This window comes from Mariniplasma anaerobium, from assembly GCF_016865445.1.
Lineage (GTDB): Bacteria > Bacillota_I > Bacilli_A > Acholeplasmatales > Acholeplasmataceae > Mariniplasma > Mariniplasma anaerobium.
The window spans coordinates 1592478-1609902 of the sequence record NZ_AP024412.1; the positions used below are offsets into that span (position 1 = coordinate 1592478).

The following is a 17425-nucleotide window of genomic DNA, read 5'->3' on the forward strand; positions in this document are numbered from 1 at the left end:
AGATAGAGATTGAGCCTTTTATGGTGGATGCTCAGCACCAGGGGGAAAATAAAATGAAATCTAAATTTGATTTGCTTTATATTTGATTAAGGTTTTTAAAAGACTTAACAATACATATATTTTTTCATTTTCTTTTAGTTTATCTTTTGCATCAATACTTCGTTTAGCTATGCTCATCATTTTTGCTCTCTCGTTATAATTAATCATTTGATATCACCTTGTGATATTTTTTTATTTTTACGGTAATAGATATACATGGGTAGTGTAAAGAATGAACATCCGATCAGACCACCAATAAAAATATAAATAATAGCTTCAATCATGATTTTACCCCAGGATTAAAGACTGGAAACAAATGCATCTTTAATTGTCCTGGATGAATTGGAATTTCCTGATTTTCTAGTCCGTCATCTTTTCTAAATTTAGTTTCTTTTTTGATTGCTTCTAAGATTGCTTTTGTTCTTACCAAAGTTGCTTTTACTTGTTTAACATTATTACTTTTGTTCTTGGACATTTTAATACCTCCCTGATATAGATTTATAGTCCTAATTTGGGCTATAAAAGATACGTTATCAGGCTGTACCTTTTATAGCTCAAATTAAGACTACAATGTTCAATTTAAAAAGCACAAGCCTGATTTTGTACTCTTTTGTTAGTGTTATCTCTAATTCTATGAATTCTTTCTAATTCTTTCTCATCATATCCACCTAGGCTAGATAGCATGAATTCATCAGCAAGACTTTTGTTGTAATCTAAACATTCTAAAACTAAACTGTATATTCTTAAATCTGATATATTAAAAATTTCAGCTTCTGTAGTAATGATTTTTCTAACTCTTTGGAAGTTCATCATATCCCCCTTAAATAATAAAACACCCATTTTATTGGGTGTTTTACTATTGAGGACTCCAAAACCGTTAGTACGGGTTCAAATCCTGTTATCCCTGCCATTTATAAATTTGAAAGAGCATTTGCATGCTCTTTTTTTTATATGATAATCTTAATTTCAGTTCCTTTTTGCAAAACAGAAGTTAGTTTTATATCTCCATTATATTTAATAACGATATGTTTTACAATCGCCAATCCTAATCCAGTTCCACCATCAAGTCTACCTTTATCAACTCTATAAAATCTTTCAAAGACTCTATGTTGTTGTTCTTTATCAATGCCTATACCTTCATCTTTAACAGAAAAGTTCATTGTATTATTTTTGTTTTCCAATGTAACATAAATTGATTTGTCATTTGGTGAATATTTATAAGCATTTTCAATAAGATTTGTGAACAGTTTTGTGAAATCTATAGGATCACCAACATAATTTATTTCTTCTATTTCACTTATAAGTTTAATGTGTTTATCTTTATAAACTTGTTTTAATGAATTGATTACTTTGATTAATATTTTTGATAAGTCAATAACTTCAAAATGTTCTTCTTTAATGTTTTCTAAACGAGAAAGCATAAGCATATCTTCTACTAATGCATTCATAAACATTGTTTGTTCAACAATTTTACTAGATATATCAACAATCTCTTCTGGTTTTTTAATCATATCAAGCTGAATAAGTTCAGCATATCCTCTGATTGCGGCTAATGGTGATTTCAGTTCATGAGAGGCATGAGAAATGAAATCTTTTTTCATTTGTCCAAGTTGTCTTTCTTCTGAAACATTATTTAGAGTTACTAATACTTTAGCTAAATCATTTGAGCTAGATTCGACATGTAAAGGTAAAACAAATGTATCATAAAAACTATCATTTATTTTTATGTCTTGATGAAATGTTTGATCAAGATTTAATGCTTCATCAATGGCTGTTTCTAATTTGTGTTCTCTTATAAAATTATAACTATTTTTATTTAAAAGTTCATCGTTTAAATCAAATAATGATTTCGCATTTGAATTATAAAATATCAAATTTTTATGGTGATCAAATAAAAGAATCACCTGTTTAATTTCATTTAATATTTCATTAGATTGTTTCTGATAATTTTTTATATGTGTTAAATTTGTTGATGTATCATAATTAATTTGATTCATCTCATGCAAGATATTGTTAATCTCAGGATATTCACTATTTAAGGTCATCATTTGATATTTACCTTGATTTAATAATGTTAATCCATTGATAACTTTATCCCAAGGTTTTAATAAATTTTCATTTATTTTTTTTAATCCAATGTAATAAATCATAGAAATAATCATAATACTTAATACAAAAACAATTATTGCTTGATTGTAAGTGCTTATTTGTGTCTCGATTGGAATTGATACTCTTAAATAATAATCATTGTCCAAACGAGTTGCTATATATAATAACTCAACACCAATAGTGTCAGATTTTCTAGATTGTACACTGCCTAGATCTAGAATTTCTGGTCTTTGACTTTTATCTTTTCCAACTGCATCATCATGTGTATCAGCTAAAACAAATCCATTTTCATCTAAAATGGTGATACGTCTTTGGGTTTGTGCAAATAGACGAACAAAATCCGTATCTGTTTGATCAAAGTTTTCATAACTTGCTTCTACTTCATCTAATAAAAAAGACATCATCGATAATTGATGTTTTTTCTGAATTTGATATACTGACAAAATTGCAATAACAAAAAACACTATTAATGCACTTAAAAGCAAAAGCATGTTTTTTCTTATAATAGTTCTTTTCATTTGATTTGATATCCTATGCCACGAATGGTTTTTATTTCTAAAGTTGATTGTTTAGTTTTTAGTTTTTGTCTTAAAGATTTGATATGCATATCTAGTGTTCTTGATTCGCCTATAAAATCAGTATTCCATATAGATTTAAAAATCATTTCTTTAGATGTTGCACCATTTTGATTTTTGATTAATAATCTTAAAATATCATATTCTTTATTTGTCAAATATACTTCATCATTGTTCATCAAACAAATATGCTTATGATCATCAATCTTAACATCTTTAAAACTATATATATGATCGCCTTGAATGTTTCTTAATCTTGCTTGTAGTCTTGAAGTTAATTCTAATACTCCAAATGGTTTAGTCATATAATCATCAGCACCCAAATCAAGTGCAATCACTTTATCCATTTCATTTTGAAGCGCAGATATCATCATGACAGGTATCTTATCATCCATTTTTCTAATAAGCTTTAGAATATCTAATCCTGAAACATCTGGAAGCATAATATCTAATAAAATCATGTCTGGTTTTTGCAACTTAAATTTATCAAAAAAAGCTTCGCCTGTTGAAAAACCATATCCTGTATATCCGGCATTTTCAATTGTTTTTTCTATAACATATTGTATGGCTTGATCATCTTCAACAAAATATACAATTGGCATGATAGTCCTCCTTAGAATAATAACGTGTTTTTATGTGTTCCTTTTACGATGAAAATAATCCATTGTGCGATGTTTACAGCGTGATCACCAACACGTTCAAAATATTTGGCAACCATGAGCACATAAATCAATTCATTTGCATCAATTTTATCATTTTTTAACTCAGTTGTCATCTTAAGAATAAGCTGTTGAAACAAATTATCAACTTCATCGTCTTTTTTAATAACTTCTATAGCGATTGATTCATTAACTTGTACCAATCCCTTAATGCTTAATAATACCATTTCTTCAACAATATCTGCCATTTGAGACGTAATTGGTAAAACTCTTTTATTTATCTTACCCTCTATATGTAGTGTCATCTCAGCGATGTCAGTTGCATGGTCTCCAATACGTTCTAAATCAGTTATTAATTTTAAAATACCAGTAACTAATCTTAAATCACTAGCTAGAGGTTGTTCTCTCCATATAATGTTTAAAGCAAGTTTTGCAATTTCTTCTTCATAACGATCCACTTCATCATCTTTTTTGATTACTATTTTCGCTAAATCTTGATCGCCATTTTTAAACGCTACAAGTCCTTCTCTTAAATTACTTAGTGCTAAATCTGCCATATGTGCTACATTTTTCTTTAACTCTTCAATCATTTCTTCTAAATGTTGTCTTAATGTCATTTTTTTTCTCCTTTTATCCAAATCTACCCGTGATATATTCTTCTGTTTTCTTATGTTTAGGTGTTGAAAACATATGGTTTGTATCGCCAAATTCAACAACCTCTCCCATTAAAAAGAATGCAGTCTTATCAGAAATTCTAGCAGCTTGTTGCATGTTATGTGTCACAATAACAATTGTATATTCTTTTTTTAATTCTACAATTAAATCTTCTATTTTTGCAGTTGCAACAGGATCTAGTGCACTTGTTGGCTCATCCATTAAAATAACTTCTGGCTTCATCGCAATTGTTCTTGCTATACACAGTCTTTGTTGCTGACCACCTGATAAAGATAGCGCACTTTCTTTTAAGCGATCTTTGACTTCATCCCAGATTGCTGCTTGTTTTAAACTCGTTTCAACAATTTCATTTAAAACTTGTTTATTTTTAATGCCTTGACACTTAGGACCATAAGTTATATTGTCATAAATGCTCATTGGAAATGGGTTTGGTTTTTGAAACACCATACCAACTTTTGTTCTAAGTTCAATAATATCAGTATCTTTTCTATAAATATCATCTTGGTGATATAAAACATCGCCTTTAATCACACAAGAATCAATCAAATCATTCATTCTATTTAATACTCTTAAAAAAGTTGATTTTCCACATCCAGAAGGACCAATTAAAGCTGTAACTTCTTTTTCATATATTGGTAATTCAATTTGATTTAAGGCTTGTTTTTCTCCATAGAATAAATCTAGGTTTTTAATACTAAATGTAATTGGTTTATTTGTTGTCATCATTGAGTCACACCATACTTTCTCATAAATCTTTTTGAAATTAACTTAACGGAAATATTTAAAACTAGTACCATAAATAAAATAATAATCGCAATGGTTGATGAAAGTTCTATATTTGCTGGTTCATCTGTCATCATTGACCAAATATGAACTGCTAGTGATGCTGATTTATCAGTTAAATAGATATCATCTTTAATTGATGTCCCTATCGCAAATACTAGCGCAGCACTTTCTCCAATGATTCTACCAATTGCAAGTAGGGTTGCGGTCAATATGCCGCTAAAAGCACTTGGAAGAATAACCTTGAATACAGTTTGCGTCTTACTTGCTCCAAGGGCTAAGGAGGCGTATCTATAGTCATCTGGGACAACTTTAAGACTTTCTTCTGTTGTTCTGATGATGATTGGAAGTAAGATCACAGCTAAAGTCATAGATCCTGAGATCAGATTGCCACCAGTTGCTGATGTTAATTTAATCGTAATTGGAACAAATATAGCCAACCCCATTAATCCATAGATAATAGAAGGTACCCCTGTAAGTGTTTCTATAAATGTTCTTAGCATATTGTTAAATCGATTGTTTTTCGCATATTCGTTTAAATAAATTGCTGCACCAACTCCAATAGGTAGTGCAAATATTAAGGTGAGTCCTATCAAATAAATTGTTGTGATAATAGACCCTCTAATACCTCCACCAGTTGTTTGAAACTCTAGTTCTCTTATATTATCTTGTGCATCTAGTAGATTAATCATATTTTGCGCTCCTCTACTAGATAGCGCACTAGCTGCTCCATCAAAAGCTATTCTTATGATCTCATAGTCTTTTCTAAGGGATAATGTAAGAGATCCGACACCTTTATTATTTAATGTATTTAAAGGTGAATCTTCATGGACATAAGTAACAACGATAACATTTTTACCTTGAAGATCTGTATCATCTGTTAATGCAACTCCCCATTTTTGGGAATAATATGTATTTTCATCAATTTCTATATTGGATTGATATTCATTTAAAACAAATCCATCATTCAAATCTGAAATATAAGTAACAGCTGTATAGTTATGGGTTATTAAATCAATATTTAATAATTTAAAACCATTGATAAAGACAAACCCTATAATCATTAATAAAACACCAAGTGAGAAAAATGCTGCTCCATAAGTTGTAAATTTATATAATCTTTCTTTTACTTTTCTATTTAACATCGACATGTCCCACCTTACGTTTAACTATATTTAATATGAGATTTGTCAATAAAATAACGACCATCAAGATAATGCCTACTGAAAAGCGGATATCATAATCTAATCCAACTGTTTCTTTCATACCTTCTAACATGATGGTTGTTAAGGTTGAGGTTGTGTCTAAAATATCAAAAGATAGGCCTGATCTTCTGCCACCAGCAACTAAACTTACTGCGGTTGCTTCACCCAAAACTCTTCCGATGCCTAGGATTACGGCTGTAAATATACCGGATTTTGCTGCTGATAAAACGACCTTAAAATTTGTTTGCATGGGTGATGCACCCAATGCAAGTGATCCATTGATGATTTCTTTATCAACTGATCTAATTGCTACTTCAGAAATTGAAGTAATAGTCGGTATTGTCATAATCGCTAATACAATGACCGAAGATAATACAGAATTCCCACCCTTAGATTGATAACCGATAAGTGCACTTGCCTCATATACAACTTTTAAAACAAGACCTGCTCCAAATAATCCATAAATAATAGAAGGGATTGAAGCTAGTAATTCTGTAACTGTTCTTAAGACTTCTGCTAATTTCTTAGGAGCTATTTTTGCTATAAATAATGCGGTTAATACACCAATTGGGAAACTTATAAGTAATGAGAGTAATGCAATATAAACAGTACTAACAATAATAAATCCAATCGCATATAAATTTGAGTTAAATGTTTCTCCTCTAAGCCAAGTATCTCCTGTTATAAATGAGAAAAAATTAACACTTCCTAATCCACCATTATTTGAGATAAATGGTGTAATACCCTTAAATAAAATAACCCCTGCTACAATAAAGACAAATGATGATGATAAAATTGCTAGAAAGAACAAAACACCTCTAACAATAATATCAATCATTTTGTTTTTACCATTCTTTGATTTTCTTATATTCATTAATTGTTGCATATTATCATCGTCCTTTACACGCAAGAAAAGACCAATAAGGTCTTTTGTTGTTATTATTCAATATTCTTATTCACTAATTAAATCTGACCAAAGAAGGTATGTTCCATCATAAATTTTCTTTAAATCTTCAGCAGACACATTATTTAATGGATTATTTACATGTACGATTGCAACGATTGCATCCCATGCAAGTTGTCCATATTGATCCATATCTAATGCAGTTCCATCAACTTCTAATTCAGTTTCTTTAAATGGTCTAGATGCAAATCCAACATCTTTACCTACTGATTCATCTTTTTGTGATCCTACAACTCTCTTATAAGCATCTCCTGAACCTGTGTGGTCATGATCTGCTACAAAATTACCAGCTTTTGCAACAAACGCTTGTGTAAGTGCTTCTGCAACTTTTTGAATGGAGTCAGATCCACCAAATCTAAGAGTAACTGTGCTATTATCTTGATTAGTTATAGGATAATCTGCTTTGATGTCATCCCAAGTTTGTGTCGCAGGTAGTGCAACTGCTCCAGCGTTATTAATAATATCTGCTGCATCAGTAGTTGTTAAGAATGCTACAAATGCTTCAACTAGATCTTCTACATCTTGACTTGGATAATCACCAGCTTGACGAACCATCCAATTAAATGGTCTTTTTAATCCATATGTATTATTAATTACATTATCAACCGTTGGTTCAATACCTTCATAAGATAGCCCTTTAATGTCATCAGTTAGACTTGCTAATGATACATAACCAATACCATATTCATCAGTTGACATCGAAGTCATGATGCCTGTATTATCTTTTATTACAAATCCTTCAACTAAAACATCATCACTTGATTCTGCTTCTGCAAATCCAATACCACCCATAAAACCAGCTCTTGTGCCTGATGTGGTATCTCTTGTATATACTGTTATATTACTATCTGTGTTAAATGTTTCATCACTTTGACAAGCAGTAAGCATGAAGCCTAATGCTAAAATTATTACTAAACTTAATCCTTTAATTTTCTTCATTTTTTTGTTCTCCTTTAATTTTTTCGATTTAATTATAACGAAAATTAACTTTATTAGAAATCGTATTTTAGTAAGAGTTATGTAAAGAAAACGTAAATAGGATTTTGTGGTGTAAAGTTCAAGAAAAAGGTTATATAAAATGCCTAGTTGTAATACAAAAGAAATACGTGTAAAATAACATTATAGATAATTCAAATACAACATTATGAAGGAGATATTTTATGAATGTTATAGAACTTAAGGACTTAACTAAATATTATGGAAAAGCTAAAGGATGTAAGGATGTAAACTTAGAAGTTAAAGAAGGAGAAATCTTTGGCTTTATTGGTCCAAATGGTGCTGGTAAATCAACAACCATTAGAACCATGCTTTCTTTAATCTATCCAACCAGTGGGACTGCAACTATTTTTGGTAAGGATGCCATTGAGTTTGGTAGCGAAATTAGAAAAGAAATTGGTTATCTTCCTTCTGAAATATTTTATTATGACAAAATGAAAGTTATAGATCTTTTAAACTACTCAGCAAGTTTTTATGATAAAGATTGTACACAAAGAATTGCTGAACTTGCAGAGATTATGGAACTTGATCTCAATCGAAGAATCCAAGATTTATCTTATGGAAATAAGAAAAAAGTAGGTATCGTGCAAGGCCTACTTCATAGTCCAAAACTTCTTATCTTAGATGAACCTACAACAGGATTAGATCCTTTAATGCAACAAAAGTTTTTTAAACTTATCGAACAAGAAAATAAGAACGGTGTAACTGTTTTATTTAGTTCACATATATTAAGTGAAGTGCAACAACTATGTAATCGAGTCGCTATCATTAAAGATGGAGAAATCATTAGCATTCAAGATATAAAGACATTACAAAAAGATTCTTATAAGAAGTTCTCAATCACTGGAAAAAACCTTAATAATGGGAAATTCGACATTTCTGGTGTTTCTCAATTAATTCAAAAAGATGATCACGTCTCCTTTTTCTTTAAAGGTGATGTGAATCAAATCGTAAAAATAATGTCTACTTTAAAATTAAAAGACATCTCCATAGAAGAACCAACACTTGAAGAAATATTTATGCATTATTACGAGTAGGAGTTTGTTATGAATATATATAAATTTGAATTTTCCATGTTGAAAAAATCAACACTTATATGGTCTTTAGCAGTTCCTTTGGGATTAGCATTTTATATGCTTTTTTATCCGACAATTGCTACAGACACTGGAGCTCTTGATGATTTAATGAATAGTTTTCCTGAAGAATTTCTAGCAGCTTTTGGTATGAATGCTGAATTACCAGTTTCTAGTCTTTTAGGTTATTTTTCTTTAACTGTTTCGATGATCTATATTCCTTTAGCTATTCAAGCTTCTAATTATGGATTTCATATGTTAAGTGTTGAAGAGAGAGAATTTACTGCAGATTTCCTTTTAACAAAACCTGTTAAAAGAAGCGAAATATTTATAGCAAAAGTACTTGCTGCATTGACAAGTTTATTCATTACTAATCTTTCTATGTGGATTATTACGATAGCTACTTTATACTTGGTTAAGGGAGATAGTCCTTTAGAGCTTGGTAAAGTAATTGTTGTCCTATCTTCTTTTGGTTTTATTCAATTGTTTTTCTTCTCTTTAAGCTTACTCATATCTGTATCAGTAAAAAAAGTCAGTAGCGTATTAAGCTTTTCTATGGGGTTATCTTTTGGATTATATATCTTATCAGCTCTAGGGTCAGTTTTATCATTTAATATTTTTAAACTGCTTTCTGTATATGCTCATTTTGATCCAAACTACATTCTTATCAATACAAACCATCAATGGAATTTAGTTATCATAACGATAGCAGTTATCATAATTTCAATTCCAGCTAGTTATTTCTTGTATTCAAAAAGAAATATTGCATCACTATAAAAGAAAGGATAAATCATGAATATTATTAAACGCGAATTAAAAGCAAACCTAAAATCATTTCTCATATGGTTAATTCCTCTGTCAATTGTTATGTATGTGGCTAGCATCGAATTTGAAAGTTATGCTGGCAATCAAGATATTTTAGATGCGATGGCTAGTTTTGAAGTTTTATTTCAAGCACTAGGAGCATCTGTTTCAGATATCACGACACCTGAAGGCTTTATTACAATACTTTCACTATATATCTATCTTCCTTTGTGTATCTATTCAGGTTTACTGGGTAGTAATATTATCTCTAAGGAAGAAAGGGATAAAACTGCAGAATACTTATTTACACTTCCAATTAGAAGAGATCAAGTTATTCGTTCTAAATTGATAGTTTCTTTATTCTATTCAGTTTTATTTAATATTTTATTAATATCTGTTGTAGGCATTTCTTATTTAAGATTTGATCGATCAGATCAATATTTTAGTTTTTTATTCAATTTATCAATTGGTGTATTCCTTACTCAAATTATATTTTTAGGTCTAGGCATGGTTTTATCTTCAGCCCTTAAAGAATATAAAAAATCTGGAGGGATAACCATCGCAGTTTTGATTTCTACATTTATGCTATCTATCCTCATAACAATGGTTGATGGCAAATTAGATTTTATTAAGTTTTTAATTCCTTTTCAATACTTCCCTGCAAATGATATGTTGAGCGGTGATTTCAATATATTTTATATATTAGTATCTTTAATTGTATTTATTGTTACAGCATTTTCTACATTTGTGTTTTACAAAAAAAGAGACTTATACATATAAGTCTCTTAGATACATATTAAATTGAAAGCTAATGATTACTCATTAGCTTTTTTTGTATATTTTTCTAGAAATGCTTTTACTTTTTGAGGACTCACATCAATTAATACATCATCATCTTTAATAAGTACTGGTAATGCAAGTACCATATGTTGTTTGACCATCTTAAAAAATAAATCGTAGTTCTCCTCTTTGTCAATGATGGTAATATCATCTTTATATTGGTCATGTAAAGCTGTTTTTAAATATAATTTTAATTTACTACAGTTTGGACAATTCGGTTTTGTTAGCATATATAATTTAGACATAAAACACCTCACGTGATTGATTTCATATATAGTTTAACAAAAATCATATTGATATATGGATTTATTGCTTAATTTTTCTACTCATATTTCTATATCCTAGATATAAAAGTATACCTGCAATAACACTTGATCCAAGCATTAACCAAAACATATTAACATCTGCTCCAAATAAACCAATTTCATTCATTCCAAAATATGGTTTCATTTGGTTAACCGCATCTTCTGTTCCTAGACTTGCAGTTAAAAGACTCATAGGTTCTTTTAATAATGCATTTTTAAGTAATATCGTCATATGTGTAAATGGGAGTGCTGACGCAGCACTTTGAATAGCAGGTGAAAGAATAACAAGCGGCATATAAATACCACAGGTAAATCCAATAACAGTTCCTAAAATACCTGATAGGGCACCAAAAGCAGAAACTGATTTTAATAATGTTACTAAATAAATCATAAGTGAGGAAGATATAAACGTAAAGAAGATTAATAGTATAGTTGTATAAAATATAGTAGATATGGGAAACCAATATCCACTAAGAATACCTAGATAAATAATTGTAAATCCCCACATAACAATTGTAAAAAAAGCTGTTACGATAATTGCAGCTACATAATAACTGAATATAATTTTATATCGCTTAACTGGAGTCACTAAATACGCATCAAGTGATCTTTGTTCCAAATCATTAATGACATTTCCCATAATACCTAAGGATAGCGAAATTGTATTGATGACTAAAATACCACCCATCATATTGCTTATTTTAATATAATCAATAAGACCAGGATCGATTAGATTCGCATATAGAGGATTTCTTAATTCAGATACAAAGTTTTCACCTATAAATAAAAAGTATAAGACTAACAATATAATAACACTCAAAAATGAGAAAAAAACTGCTGTTCTATCTCTTAAAAACTTCAACATGTGTCTTTTAACTAACGATGTGAACTCATACATATAAAGAATCCTTCCCAACAACATTTACAAAAACATCATCCATTGATCCTTTTACAACTTCAAGTTGTTTAATGTTATCTTTTAAAGTTTCGATTAAATTAAGTGTATCTTGTGTGTTTTCTACTTTAATGATAAACTGATCAGCAATTTTTACAAAATCCTTTTTTAATTTCTTTAATTCTATTTTTAATTTTTCTTTATCAAAAGGAACAATTTTAAATCGATCATAACTATGTTTTTCTTTTAAAAATGCTGGAGTTCCTTCAACGATAATCTTACCTTTATTGATAATAACAACATGGTCAGCATTGGCTGCTTCTTCCATGTAGTGCGTAGTTAAAAATATAGTAATGCCTTTTTCTTCCTTTAATTGCTCAATAACTTTCCAAACGATTTGTCTAGTTTCTGGATCTAGGCCGGTTGTTGGTTCATCTAACAATAAAATCTCTGGATTAGCAAAAAGCGCTCTTGCAATTTCTGTTCTTCTTTTTTGTCCGCCAGATAAAGTTTTAAATCTTTGATTTTCAAATTCATGCAAATTTAAAAATTCTGCTAATTCTAAGTATCTTTCTAATACTTTTTCTTTTGTTTTTAAATAAAGTGCACCTCTATATAATAAGTTTTCTTTGACTGTTAATACATCATCTAAAACATTGTTTTGAAAGACGACTCCTATTTTCTCTCTAAAATATTTTTCGTCTGTTTTTCCATTAATCATTACTTGTCCACTATCTTTATTTAGTAGAGTCGTGATAACGTTTATAGTTGTTGATTTACCTGCTCCATTAGGTCCTAAAAAAGCAAAAAGACTACCTCTTTTTACTGAAAAAGAGATGTCATCAACTGCTAATATTTCTTTATATGATTTTACAAGGTTTTTTACTGTTAAGATTTCATCCACTTATAATTGCCTCCTTTTTACATATTCATTATATAATAACCTTATTTTTTGGATCAAAAACTAGCGTAGTTAAGACTTTATGTTTAAATATATCATCTGTTTCTATCATTTTGATTGCTGCCATCAATGGAACAACTTTAAAGATATCCTCAAGTTTAGAATCTGTCATATCAATGACTTTATATAAATATTGATGTGCAAGTTTATAAGATTTCAATCTTAATATAATATATGTGCTCGCCATATCTAAAATTGGATTCGCAAGCTTTGCGTGTATCCAATCTACAACAAAGTATTTTTTCTCAAATGAAACAACATGGCTTGGTTGATAATCAAAATGACAAAGATGATTTTTATATTCCAAATTATCTAAGACATCAAGTGCGATATTCTTAATATCTTTACCCAACTGTGACATTAATATCCATCTTTTAAAGACAACATGTGCATTTTCTAATTCTAATGCCATATAAGCGTTAATTTGAGTTTGTAAATGAACAAAATCGATAAGTTTGACATTATCAAATTTCTCATCAATTCCAGTGTCTAATGTGTTTTGATTTAAGAATGGCATTTTAATTTCATGTGCACCAGTTTTATACATCTTAGTTACATTCAAACTCGTTTTTTCTAATAAGATATCATGAATATAAATTTCTTTATCAATCCATTCTTCAGGGTAAAAATCATCGTATGCTTTATACGCTGTATCATTTTCAACATATACAGTTGCCATATGTCCTTCTTTGAATATCTTTTTCATATTAACACCTTATGTTTTGATGTCCTAAAATACATGAAAATTCTTATTGTAATTTATATTTTGCTATCATTTTATCATATAATCTTTTGTTTTTCATGCTAAAGTATCGAAAGAATGCGAAATAAAGTATTGCTCTGATAAGAACAAGTCTTGTTATGTTATAATATGGCTGCGCGCATTTGACACCTTATGTAAATTAACTAACATAGAATGTGCTGGAGGATCTATGAAAAAGTATCACATTTTAAAAACCATCATATATATATCTGGCATTTTGACTATTGCTTTAGGTATAAACATTTTAATAGCTAGCACACTGGGTTTGGGTGCTTGGGATACTGTTGCATATAATTTAAGTGTCTTAGTAAACATTTCTGTAGGTACCGCAAGTGCAATTGTAAATGTATTAGTTTTATTATTTGTAATCTCATTTCGAAGAAAATTAAAATACTTTTCGATTCTTCTTCCTATATTTGGATTAGCTTTTGCAATAGATTTTTGGAACATATTTGTTTTTGAAGATATAGTATTAACATTATTTTGGGTTAAATTACTATTTTTTATAGTTGGATCATTCACTATCACTTTAGGTCTGGCTTTAATGATGATCTCAACATATCCGGCAATGGTTTATGAAGAGCTTACGCTTGTAATGATGAGACATTTAGGAGTAAAGAAATTTTTTACAATGCGCATTATGATTGAGCTTTTCGCAATTATATTGGCCATTAATATTGGATTTATTGCCGGTATAGAATTTGGTGCAGTGAATATAGGTTCCTTTGTATTAGCAATAGTTATAGGCCCTATCATTTCATTTCACCTACATTGGTTATCAAAAGTATTTAAGTTTTTGAAAACATCTTAATCTAAAAAAAAACAGTTGGGAAATTTCCCAACTGTTTTATTTAAATGTTCTTATCGATATACTTCTTCAGAATAGAAATAGTCTTGGAAGTATAAGAAGAAATCTTCTATTCTTTCTTCATCACTTAAAGTTAAATTATCAAAATCAAGTAATCCTAGTGCTTGGAATTCATCAATAACATATTGGAATTCAGATACTACATCAGCTTTCATATAAACAACATCTTGTTGAATCATGTTTGTAGCTGCTAATACATCGCTATTTGATAATAGATCATCAAATAAAATATCAATTGTATCAAATACTAATGCTTCGTTTACTGTAGTAAATGTGTTACTTGCTACCATGATAGCAACCACATATGCTCCCATTTCTGGAGAAGTTAGATATGTATTTGTAACTATAGGTAACAATGTTAAGTAGGATAGATCATCTGCTTCAGCTAATAAATCAGATTGTAGAGAAATCACATTCAAAATGATTGTTTTTAATTCAGGTGTTAATGATGCATATAGTGTATCAAAATTAAGATCAGATCCACTAGCTTCTACTGCAGTTTTTAAAGGAAGTCTAGCTGCATCAAATAAAACTTGAAGTTGAGCGTCATCTAATTCATCAAAAATTTCAATATCAATATTATTTACTTCATTGATAATCAATGTAAGGTCCATTAAAATTTCTGTTGTTGTAGGTTCTTGAGTTTGACCTAAATTAATTACTATTTTAAGTAATCTTGCTTCTGAGTCAATCATATATGATAAAACGTCTGTAGCAGTGTCACCAAACATATCAACTAAAGCTTTATAAGTATCAAATTCTAATTTCATATCTTCTAAGAAATCTGTCATCATCATCGCATAATCCGCATTAATATACTGATCATTTTCGATTTGATCAATTGCTAAATCTAATACCATTACATATATTTCTTCTAAGTATTCATCTGTTACAAGTGCTTCTAAAGCAGTGATTTGAACTGCATTATCAATCATGAATGTTTGTAGGTAATCAACTACAAATAATACAAAGTCAATTGCAACTTCTGGATTTTGTTCAAAATCCATATTGCCATATTCATCTTGAGCGTCCATTAAGATATCTATAGCATCAGTCATAAGAGCTTCATCAATATCACCAATGAAATTTAACATTAAACTCATTGATAAATATTGTGATTGTCCTAATAATTCCGCATAATCCATATAATCAGTCATATCATAGTCAGCTAAACTACCGCCAATGATAAACATTGTGTTATATATAGTTTCAAAATCTGTAGCTTCAGGTAATGCATTTTGTAAAACTAATACAAGTTCATCTTTTATGGTAAACATTTCAGTTGTTGAAATTTCTCCAGTTGACATAAATTCATCAATTAAATCAATTGAATTTTGAGGTACAGTGTTTTTAACTGTTAACGCAAAATCAATAACAACTGTTAACGAATCAATAACATCATCTTTATTATCAGTAAATAAAATGATTAAATCTTCATACATAGCCATTTCTTCTAAACTAGAATCACCATACATGTCAAAATCTTCAATCATGCTAACATACATTTCTAGATCATATAAATTATTTTGTTGTTTGTAAATGTTTGCTAAGAATAAAGCACCAGCTACATCAGCATTCATGCTATCCGTAATAGAAATTAAATCTAGTATATATCCTTGTTCTTCATCACTTAAATGTGTATAGTACATTGGATTCACTGTATATCCACCACTAATATCCATTAAAACCATTATTAAATCATAGCTTTCGCCTGAGAATAACATATCTAAAGCAGCATATTCACTAGGATCTGCAAAAGTTTTTACGTAATCATATACAGCAATAAAATCAGCGTTTCCTGTAATTAATGTTATCTGATCTTCAAACCCTGAAATCATTTCTACTCTATTCATTGCTGTTAATTCAATATCTCTAATTCTTGAATCAAGAAGTACAAATGCTAGTTCATATAATACGTTTGCTAAATCAGCAGCATCCATATCATAATCTTCAAATATTTCTAATTCCATCATCATGTCATCTAAACTAGTAGCTCTTGACATACCTGCAACCATATCATTAGCATCATTAATAAGATTAATAGCTCTGGTTGGAGTCATCCCCATACTAACTGCACTACTTGAAAATGCTTGAGCCATATCTAATGCTACTAAATAATTATTGTATTCATAAACATCCTCAAAGTCATCTTCTTCTAAATCTAGAGTAAATGTAGGATCCATTCTTTGAATAAACACTAATGCGATTGCATCTTGATTTAGATTTAATTCAACTACATAATTAACTGTTGCTGAATTAACTGAAACATTTGTTCCATCAGAAGCAGTTACATAAACACTATAACTACCTACTGCAATAGATTCACTATTTAAATCTAGTGTTGCAGCTGTTACTGTGAAACTTTGTGTTCCAACATGAACGACATAACTAGTAGCACCAACTACACTGCCCCAAGTAAGTACACCATCATTTATTGCAACATTTGTCGGAGCTGGTAAACTAGAAACAGCTGCTTCTACAACATATGTAAGTACGCTAGATGGTACAGACACCTTATCATCCTTAACTGCTACAACAGTAATTGAATAACTACCTGCTGCAAGTTCTTGATCATTTAAATCATAAGAAGTTGTTGATACAGCAACTTCAGTTGTATCTATAAAAACAATATATGAATCTGCTTGATCTACATCATCCCAACTTACTACACCATTTAATATTGCAACATTAGCAGGTGATTCTAAATCTAAATCAACCTCTTTGTTACATGATGCAAGTCCGAAAACAAACGATATAAAGACCAGTAATAAAACTATTTTTTTCATTGTATCCTCCTTTTTTATATAAAACATTTTTTAGAAATGTGAAAAAACAAAATTAATTGTAAAGATATATTTATTATATTACTTCGTAATAAAAATAGCAATTCATTTGAACCCCATAATATTTT

19 protein-coding genes are annotated in these 17425 nt (G+C 29.5%); 4 read left to right on the plus strand and 15 right to left on the minus strand.

What is annotated here, in order from left to right; genetic code table 11:
* Positions 1–60: 60 nt before the first annotated feature.
* From MPAN_RS07630 to MPAN_RS07675, 10 genes are all read right to left on the minus strand, one after another.
* Positions 61–207, minus strand: a complete 147-nt coding sequence (locus MPAN_RS07630) for a hypothetical protein (RefSeq protein ID WP_176239251.1) — start codon at positions 205–207, stop codon at positions 61–63.
* 112 nt (positions 208–319) lie between these two features.
* Entirely contained in the window at positions 320–514 is a 195-nt protein-coding gene (locus MPAN_RS07635) for a hypothetical protein (protein WP_176239252.1), read from the minus strand.
* A gap of 104 nt (positions 515–618) precedes the next feature.
* Positions 619–849 carry a hypothetical protein gene (locus MPAN_RS07640; RefSeq protein ID WP_176239253.1) on the minus strand — a complete coding sequence of 77 codons (231 nt, stop codon included), beginning with the start codon at positions 847–849 and terminating at the stop codon, positions 619–621.
* 137 nt (positions 850–986) lie between these two features.
* A complete protein-coding gene (locus tag MPAN_RS07645; protein WP_176239254.1) occupies positions 987–2666 on the minus strand; it encodes a sensor histidine kinase in 1680 nt (559 codons plus the stop codon).
* Positions 2663–3325 carry a response regulator transcription factor gene (locus tag MPAN_RS07650; protein WP_176239255.1) on the minus strand — a complete coding sequence of 221 codons (663 nt, stop codon included), beginning with the start codon at positions 3323–3325 and terminating at the stop codon, positions 2663–2665. Before MPAN_RS07650 ends, MPAN_RS07645 begins: the two co-directional genes overlap by 4 nt.
* Before the next feature lie 11 nt (positions 3326–3336).
* Entirely contained in the window at positions 3337–3999 is a 663-nt protein-coding gene (gene phoU, locus MPAN_RS07655) for a phosphate signaling complex protein PhoU (protein WP_176239256.1), read from the minus strand.
* Between the two features lie 13 nt (positions 4000–4012).
* A complete protein-coding gene (gene pstB / locus MPAN_RS07660; RefSeq protein WP_176239257.1) occupies positions 4013–4780 on the minus strand; it encodes a phosphate ABC transporter ATP-binding protein PstB in 768 nt (255 codons plus the stop codon).
* Positions 4780–5985 carry a phosphate ABC transporter permease PstA gene (gene pstA, locus MPAN_RS07665; protein WP_176239258.1) on the minus strand — a complete coding sequence of 402 codons (1206 nt, stop codon included), beginning with the start codon at positions 5983–5985 and terminating at the stop codon, positions 4780–4782. Before pstA ends, pstB begins: the two co-directional genes overlap by 1 nt.
* Positions 5975–6931, minus strand: a complete 957-nt coding sequence (pstC, locus tag MPAN_RS07670) for a phosphate ABC transporter permease subunit PstC (protein ID WP_176239259.1) — start codon at positions 6929–6931, stop codon at positions 5975–5977. Before pstC ends, pstA begins: the two co-directional genes overlap by 11 nt.
* 66 nt (positions 6932–6997) lie before the next feature.
* Entirely contained in the window at positions 6998–7948 is a 951-nt protein-coding gene (locus MPAN_RS07675) for a substrate-binding domain-containing protein (protein ID WP_176239260.1), read from the minus strand.
* Between the two features lie 221 nt (positions 7949–8169).
* On the opposite strand from MPAN_RS07675, the gene MPAN_RS07680 reads away from it, so the two are divergent.
* From MPAN_RS07680 to MPAN_RS07690, 3 genes are read left to right on the plus strand one after another with little or no spacing between them, the layout of a single operon-like run.
* A complete protein-coding gene (locus MPAN_RS07680; protein ID WP_176239261.1) occupies positions 8170–9042 on the plus strand; it encodes an ABC transporter ATP-binding protein in 873 nt (290 codons plus the stop codon).
* Positions 9043–9051: 9 nt separating this feature from the next.
* Positions 9052–9855: an ABC transporter permease gene (locus tag MPAN_RS07685; protein WP_176239262.1), complete on the plus strand. Its 804-nt coding sequence runs from the start codon at positions 9052–9054 to the stop codon at positions 9853–9855.
* Between the two features lie 15 nt (positions 9856–9870).
* On the plus strand, positions 9871–10662 hold the full coding sequence (locus MPAN_RS07690; RefSeq protein WP_176239263.1) for an ABC transporter permease subunit: 792 nt from the start codon (positions 9871–9873) through the stop codon (positions 10660–10662).
* A gap of 35 nt (positions 10663–10697) precedes the next feature.
* Here MPAN_RS07690 and MPAN_RS07695 read toward each other — a convergent pair whose 3' ends face one another.
* The 4 genes from MPAN_RS07695 to MPAN_RS07710 form a co-directional block, all read right to left on the minus strand.
* Positions 10698–10967: a glutaredoxin family protein gene (locus MPAN_RS07695; RefSeq protein WP_176239264.1), complete on the minus strand. Its 270-nt coding sequence runs from the start codon at positions 10965–10967 to the stop codon at positions 10698–10700.
* A 61-nt stretch (positions 10968–11028) separates the two neighbouring features.
* Complete coding sequence (locus tag MPAN_RS07700; protein ID WP_176239265.1) at positions 11029–11925, minus strand: ABC transporter permease; 897 nt, start codon at positions 11923–11925, stop codon at positions 11029–11031.
* Positions 11918–12826 carry an ABC transporter ATP-binding protein gene (locus MPAN_RS07705; protein ID WP_176239266.1) on the minus strand — a complete coding sequence of 303 codons (909 nt, stop codon included), beginning with the start codon at positions 12824–12826 and terminating at the stop codon, positions 11918–11920. Before MPAN_RS07705 ends, MPAN_RS07700 begins: the two co-directional genes overlap by 8 nt.
* 28 nt (positions 12827–12854) lie before the next feature.
* Positions 12855–13589, minus strand: a complete 735-nt coding sequence (locus MPAN_RS07710; protein ID WP_176239267.1) for a hypothetical protein — start codon at positions 13587–13589, stop codon at positions 12855–12857.
* Between the two features lie 226 nt (positions 13590–13815).
* Between MPAN_RS07710 and MPAN_RS07715 the strand changes: the two genes are divergently transcribed.
* Entirely contained in the window at positions 13816–14457 is a 642-nt protein-coding gene (locus MPAN_RS07715) for a YczE/YyaS/YitT family protein (protein ID WP_176239268.1), read from the plus strand.
* Positions 14458–14507: 50 nt separating this feature from the next.
* Here the strand turns inward: MPAN_RS07715 and MPAN_RS07720 are convergent, their stop codons facing one another.
* On the minus strand, positions 14508–17300 hold the full coding sequence (locus MPAN_RS07720) for a PKD domain-containing protein (protein ID WP_176239269.1): 2793 nt from the start codon (positions 17298–17300) through the stop codon (positions 14508–14510).
* Positions 17301–17425: the final 125 nt, after the last annotated feature.

What these genes read in the sequence shown, in the direction of transcription:
- MPAN_RS07630 (WP_176239251.1), bottom strand. Translation starts at nt 207, where the DNA reads ATGATTAATTATAACGAGAGAGCAAAAATGATGAGCATAGCTAAACGA.
- MPAN_RS07635 (WP_176239252.1), bottom strand. Translation starts at nt 514, where the DNA reads ATGTCCAAGAACAAAAGTAATAATGTTAAACAAGTAAAAGCAACTTTG.
- MPAN_RS07640 (WP_176239253.1), bottom strand. Translation starts at nt 849, where the DNA reads ATGAACTTCCAAAGAGTTAGAAAAATCATTACTACAGAAGCTGAAATT.
- MPAN_RS07645 (WP_176239254.1), bottom strand. Translation starts at nt 2,666, where the DNA reads ATGAAAAGAACTATTATAAGAAAAAACATGCTTTTGCTTTTAAGTGCA.
- MPAN_RS07650 (WP_176239255.1), bottom strand. Translation starts at nt 3,325, where the DNA reads ATGCCAATTGTATATTTTGTTGAAGATGATCAAGCCATACAATATGTT.
- phoU (WP_176239256.1), bottom strand. Translation starts at nt 3,999, where the DNA reads ATGACATTAAGACAACATTTAGAAGAAATGATTGAAGAGTTAAAGAAA.
- pstB (WP_176239257.1), bottom strand. Translation starts at nt 4,780, where the DNA reads ATGACAACAAATAAACCAATTACATTTAGTATTAAAAACCTAGATTTA.
- pstA (WP_176239258.1), bottom strand. Translation starts at nt 5,985, where the DNA reads ATGTTAAATAGAAAAGTAAAAGAAAGATTATATAAATTTACAACTTAT.
- pstC (WP_176239259.1), bottom strand. Translation starts at nt 6,931, where the DNA reads ATGCAACAATTAATGAATATAAGAAAATCAAAGAATGGTAAAAACAAA.
- MPAN_RS07675 (WP_176239260.1), bottom strand. Translation starts at nt 7,948, where the DNA reads ATGAAGAAAATTAAAGGATTAAGTTTAGTAATAATTTTAGCATTAGGC.
- MPAN_RS07680 (WP_176239261.1), top strand. Translation starts at nt 8,170, where the DNA reads ATGAATGTTATAGAACTTAAGGACTTAACTAAATATTATGGAAAAGCT.
- MPAN_RS07685 (WP_176239262.1), top strand. Translation starts at nt 9,052, where the DNA reads ATGAATATATATAAATTTGAATTTTCCATGTTGAAAAAATCAACACTT.
- MPAN_RS07690 (WP_176239263.1), top strand. Translation starts at nt 9,871, where the DNA reads ATGAATATTATTAAACGCGAATTAAAAGCAAACCTAAAATCATTTCTC.
- MPAN_RS07695 (WP_176239264.1), bottom strand. Translation starts at nt 10,967, where the DNA reads ATGTCTAAATTATATATGCTAACAAAACCGAATTGTCCAAACTGTAGT.
- MPAN_RS07700 (WP_176239265.1), bottom strand. Translation starts at nt 11,925, where the DNA reads ATGTATGAGTTCACATCGTTAGTTAAAAGACACATGTTGAAGTTTTTA.
- MPAN_RS07710 (WP_176239267.1), bottom strand. Translation starts at nt 13,589, where the DNA reads ATGAAAAAGATATTCAAAGAAGGACATATGGCAACTGTATATGTTGAA.
- MPAN_RS07715 (WP_176239268.1), top strand. Translation starts at nt 13,816, where the DNA reads ATGAAAAAGTATCACATTTTAAAAACCATCATATATATATCTGGCATT.
- MPAN_RS07720 (WP_176239269.1), bottom strand. Translation starts at nt 17,300, where the DNA reads ATGAAAAAAATAGTTTTATTACTGGTCTTTATATCGTTTGTTTTCGGA.